This window comes from Streptomyces sp. S6 (assembly GCF_054880855.1).
The window spans coordinates 1-5517 of record NZ_JBTYMC010000387.1; the positions used below are offsets into that span (position 1 = coordinate 1).

A 5517-nucleotide genomic window follows, 5' to 3' on the forward strand; every position below is an offset into this window, starting at 1 on the left:
CCGCCGTCGGCACCAGCGCGACCAGCACGGCGTCGACGCCCCCGTACGCCAGCACCCGGTCCACGCACGCGGTCAGCTGGGCCTCCGTCACGGCGGCGGTCGCGTCGACCGGGTTCCCGGCGGTGGCGCCCTCGGGCAGGTCCGCGAGGACGGCCTCGGGGATCGGGGGCAGCACGAGCCCCGCCTCCGTACAGGCGTCCGCCGCCAGTACCCCGGCCCCGCCCGCGTTGGTGACGACCGCCACGCGGGTCCCCTCGGGCAGCGGCTGGGAGTGCAACAGGGCGGCGGTCTCCAGGAGTTCGCCGACCGACCGGGTCGCCGTGATGCCCGCCTGGGTGAACAGGGCCCGCCGGGTCATGGTCGGGGTGGCCGCGGCGGCGGTGTGCGAGGCGGCGGCCCGCCGGCCCGCGTCGGTGCGTCCGGCGTCCACGGTCAGGACCGGGATCCGGCGGGTGACCCGGCGGGCGGTGCGGGAGAACGCGCGCGGGTTGCCGAACGACTCCAGATGCAGCACGGCGAGTGAGGTGCGGCCGTCGTCCTCCCACCACTGGAGCAGGTCGTTGCCGCTGACGTCGTACTTGTCGCCCAGCGACACGAACGACGACACCCCGATGCCCAGCCGGGACATCCCGTCGAGCAGGGCGATGCCCACCCCGCCGGACTGCACGGCGATCCCGGCGGCACCGGGCAGCGGGTGCCGGGCGGCGAACGTGGCGTCCAGGCGCAGCGCCGGCTCGGTGTTGACCACGCCGAGGCAGTTGGGGCCGACCAGCCGCATGCCGTACGTACGGCAGGCCGCCAGCAGCCCCCGGGCCTGATCGGAGTCCAGGCCCGAGGACACCACCACGAGCGCGCGCACCCCGGCCTTGCCGCACTCCTCGGCCGTCGCCGGGACCGCCGCCGCGGGGACCGCCACGACCACCAGGTCGGGGGTCTTCGGCAGCAGGCTCACCGCCGGGTAGGAGGGCACGCCGAGGATCGACGTCACGCCCGGGTTCACGGCGAACAGCCGACGGACGAACCCGCCGGTGTGCAGGTGATGCAGGACCGCGCGGCCCACCGAGCCGGGGGTGCGCCCGGCGCCCACGACGGCGACCGCCTCCGGGCACAGCAGCGGACGCAGACTCGCCACGTCCGCCCGCCGCCCGCGCTCCTCGACGGCCGTGAGGTACGGGTCGTCCTCGTCGAGCCGGATCGTGCAGCGCACCTCGGGGCCCTCGAAGCGGCGCGTGAGGCGCAGGCCCAGATCGGCGAAGAGACGCAGGATCTCGCGGTTCTCGCTGAGGGCGTCGGCCGTGAAGACGGTGACGCCGTCAGCGAGGGCGGCCGACACCAGGTGCTCGACCAGCAGTGTCCCGACCCCCCGGTGGTGCACCCCCTCCGCGACGGCCACGGAGATCTCCGCGCGGTCGCCGTCGCCGCGGGTGTCGTACTCGGCGAGCCCGAGCACCTGTCCGTGCGCCTCGGCCAGCAGCGCCCGGTAGCCGGGGCGGGCCGGCGCACAGGCCCGGTCGGCAGCCTGGGCGGCCGAACGCCGGCTCGGCGAGAAGAACCTCAGCCGCAGGTGCTCCGGTGACATCTCCTCGTACAGCCCTTCCAACTGGTCGTGGTCGCCGGGCCGTACGGGCCGGATGCACACCGTGGTCCCGTCCGCGAGCAGTGCGTGCGCGGGGGTGCGGTCGAGCAGGTCGTCCGTCATGGGGGACTCCTTCGGGAACGGTCGGTACTGCGAGCATCCGGCGCGGCGCGGGCCCCCGGCAGGGGCTGACGGGGGCCGGTGAGGGGGCCGACCGGCCCCCTGCGGTCAGGCCATCAGGCGGGTCAGGTCCAGCAGGCGGTTGGTGTAGCCCCACTCGTTGTCGTACCAGCCGAAGACCTTGGCCAGCGTGCCGCCCACCTGGGTCAGCGCCGGGTCGAAGACACAGGACGAGGGGTCGCCGATCACGTCACGGGAGACGATCGGCGCGTGCGAGACCCGCAGGACGCCGCGCAGCGCCCCCTCGGCCGCCGCCTCGAACGCGTCGTTGACCTCCTCCCGCGTCGCCGGGCGGTTCAGGACCACCGTCAGGTCGGTGAGCGAGCCGTCCTCCACCGGCACCCGCACCGCGATCCCGTCCAGCGCCCCGGCCAGCTCCGGCAGGACCAGACCCACCGCGCGGGCGGCACCCGTGCCGGTCGGGATGATGCTGAGAGCGGCGGAGCGGGCCCGGCGCAGATCCTTGTGCGGGCCGTCGATCAGCGACTGGTCGTTGGTGTAGCCGTGCACCGTGGTGAGCATGCCGCGCTCCACGCCGAACGCGTCGTCGAGGACCTTCACCATCGGCGCGACACAGTTCGTGGTGCAGGACGCCGCCGACACGATCCGGTCGTGCGCACGGTCGTAGCCGCCGTGGTTGACCCCCACCACGAGCGTCGCGTCCACCCCCTTGCCCGGCGCGGACAGCAGCACCCTCCCGGCGCCCGCCTTCAGATGCAGGGCCGCCGAGTCGCGGTCACGGAACCGCCCGGTGGACTCGATCACGACGTCGACCCCGAACTCCGCCCAGCGCAGCGCCGCCGGGTCCCGTTCGGCGGTGACGGCGATCCGCCGCCCGTCCACGGTGATCGACCCCTCGTCGTGGGCGACCTCCCGCCCGAGGCGCCCGAACGTCGAGTCGTACTCCAGGAGATGGGCCAAGGTGGCGGCGGGAGCGATGTCGTTGACGGCGACGACCTCGACGCCCTCGCCGCGTTCCAGGGCCGCGCGCAGATAGGTGCGGCCGATCCGGCCGAAGCCGTTGATGCCGACACGTACGGTCATGACGGTGAACTCCTTTTCCTGCGACGGGTGTTCAGATGTTCCAGGCCCAGTCCGTGATCTCCGGCAGATCGGTGCCGTGCTCGCGGATCCAGGCGTGGTGGCGGGTACGGGCGTCGGCCATGGCCTGCCGGACGCCCGAGGCGCGGACCGCGAGGCCGGGGACGCGGTCGATGACGTCCATGACGAGCCGGAAGCGGTCGAGGTCGTTGCGGACGACCATGTCGAACGGTGTGGTCGTGGTGCCGGACTCCTTGTAGCCGCGCACGTGGAGGTTCGCGTGGCCGGTGCGCCGGTAGGTGAGGCGGTGGATGAGCCACGGGTAGCCGTGGTAGGCGAAGATCACCGGCTTGTCGGGGGTGAAGAGGCCGTCGTACTCGAAGTCGCTCATGCCGTGCGGGTGTTCCTCGCGGGGCAGGAGGCGGGTCATGTCGACGACGTTGACGACCCGCACCCTGAGGTCCGGCAGGTGATGCCGGAGCAACTGGGCGGCGGCCAGCACCTCTTGGGTGGGGACGTCGCCCGCGCAGGCCAGGACGGCGTCCGGTTCGGCGCCGTTCTCGGTGCCGGCCCACTCCCAGATCCCGGCGCCGCGCGCGCAGTGGGCGCGGGCCCGGTCCATCGGCAGCCAGTCGAAGCAGGGCTGCTTCCCGGCGACGATCACGTTGACGTAGTCGCGGCTGCGCAGCGCGTGATCGGCCACGGACAGCAGGGTGTTGGTGTCCGGCGGCAGGTAGACGCGGACGACCTCGGGGCTCTTGTTGAGGACGTGGTCGACGAAGCCGGGGTCCTGGTGGGAGAAGCCGTTGTGGTCCTGGCGCCACACGTGCGACGTCAGAAGGTAGTTGAGGGAGGCGATCGGGGCCCGCCACGGCAACTCCCGCGACGTCTTCAGCCACTTGATGTGCTGGTTGACCATCGAGTCGACGATGTGGACGAACGCCTCGTAGCAGGAGAACAGCCCGTGCCGGCCGGTCAGCAGATACCCCTCCAGCCAGCCCTGGCAGAGGTGTTCGGAGAGGATCTCCAGGACCCGGCCGTGCCGTTCGAGGTGCTCGTCGGTGGGCAGCAGGGCGGCCTGCCACGCCTTGCCGCTCGCGTCGAAGACCGCTTGGAGCCGGTTGGAGGCGGTCTCGTCGGGGCCCACGATCCTGAAGTCCCGCCGCAGCCGGGTGTCCCGCATGAGGCGGGAGAGGAAGTCGCCGAGGACACGGGTGGGTTCGTGCAGGGTGGTGCCGGGTTTGTCGACGGGGACAGCGAAGTCGTCCAGGCCGGGCAGCGGCAACTCCCGCACGAGGAGCCCGCCGTTGGCGTACGGACTCGCGCCGAGCCGCCTCGCTCCCGACGGCATGCAGTCCAGCACGGCGGCCACCGGACGGCCGTCCGCGTCGAACAGCTCCTCGGGCCGGTAGGAGCGCAGCCACGCCTCCAACTGCCGCAGGTGTTCCGGGTTTTCACGGACGGCGGCGAGGGGGACCTGGTGGGCGCGCCAGGTGCCTTCGACGGGTTCACCGTCGACCTCGGCGGGGCCCGTCCAGCCCTTCGGGGTGCGCAGGACGATGACCGGCCAGTGGACGCGTTCGGTGATGCCGTTCTCGCGGGCGGTCTGCTGCATGACGGCGATCTGGTCGAGGGCGGTGTCCATGGCGTTGGCCAGTGCGCGGTGCACGTCGTGGGGGTGGTCGCCGGTGACGTGGATCGGGTGGTGGCCGTAGCCGCGCAGCAGCTCGTCGAGTTCGGACTGCGGGAGGCGGGAGAGGACCGTCGGGTTGGCGATCTTGTAGCCGTTGAGGTGGAGGATCGGCAGGACGGCGCCGTCGTGCACCGGGTCGAGGAACTTGTTCGCGTGCCAGGACGCGGCGAGCGGGCCGGTCTCGGCTTCCCCGTCGCCGATCACGCAGGCGACGAGGAGGTTCGGGTTGTCGAAGGCGGCGCCGTAGGCGTGCGCGAGGGAGTAGCCGAGTTCGCCGCCCTCGTGGATCGAGCCGGGGGTCTCCGGGGCGACGTGGCTCGGGACCCCGCCGGGGAAGGAGAACTGCCGGAAGAGGCGCTCCATGCCGGCCCCGTCCCGGGAGACGTCCGGGTAGGTCTCGGCGTAACTGCCCTCCAGCCAGGACCCCGCCAGCACCGCGGGCCCGCCGTGTCCCGGCCCCCACACGCACAGCGCGTCGAGGTCACGGGCCTTGATGACCCGGTTGAGGTGCGTGTACACGAGAGCCAGGCCGGGGGAGGTGCCCCAGTGGCCCAGCAGCCGGGGCTTGATGTGCTCGGGCCGCAGGGGCTCGGTGAGCAGGGGGTTGGCCATCAGGTAGATCTGGCCGGCGGCGAGGTAGTTGGCGGCCCGCCAGTGGGCGTCGAGGGAACGGAGTTCGGTGTCGGACAGCTCGGGCATCGGGGGGCTCCAGAAGGGGTGTCAGTGGCGTTCGGGTACGACGGCGACGGGGCAGGCGGCGTGGTGCAGAAGCCGGCGGGTGACCTGGCTGAGACGGCCGGGGGCCGTGCGGGTGCCCACGACGAGGAGGTCGGCCTGGCAGGAGGCGGAGACCAGGACCTGCCGGGCATGTCCCTCGACGGGGTGGCGGCGGATCCGCAGCCCCTCGGGGGCATGCCGCAGCGCCCGCTCCAGGGCCGCCGAGGCGCGGTCCTCGTGCCCGGGGGACCGCCAGGTGCGCACGGCCTCCAGTTCCGCGTCACGCACCTGGGCCTCCCGCAGGGCGAAC

4 protein-coding genes are annotated in these 5517 nt (G+C 73.0%); all 4 read right to left on the bottom strand.

The genetic code is table 11. The features are described from left to right. Positions 1-1699, bottom strand: a 1699-nt coding sequence (locus ACVNF4_RS31860) for a GNAT family N-acetyltransferase (protein WP_461806353.1), incomplete at its 3' end; no start/stop codon positions are given. A 105-nt stretch (positions 1700-1804) separates the two neighbouring features. Continuing rightward, complete coding sequence (gene gap / locus ACVNF4_RS31865) at positions 1805-2800, bottom strand: type I glyceraldehyde-3-phosphate dehydrogenase (protein WP_461806354.1); 996 nt, start codon at positions 2798-2800, stop codon at positions 1805-1807. Between the two features lie 31 nt (positions 2801-2831). After that, positions 2832-5189 (bottom strand): phosphoketolase family protein, encoded by a 2358-nt coding sequence (locus ACVNF4_RS31870; RefSeq protein ID WP_461806355.1) that lies wholly within the window; start codon positions 5187-5189, stop codon positions 2832-2834. 21 nt (positions 5190-5210) lie between these two features. After that, on the bottom strand, positions 5211-5517 hold a 307-nt coding region (locus tag ACVNF4_RS31875; protein ID WP_461806356.1), incomplete at its 5' end, for a universal stress protein.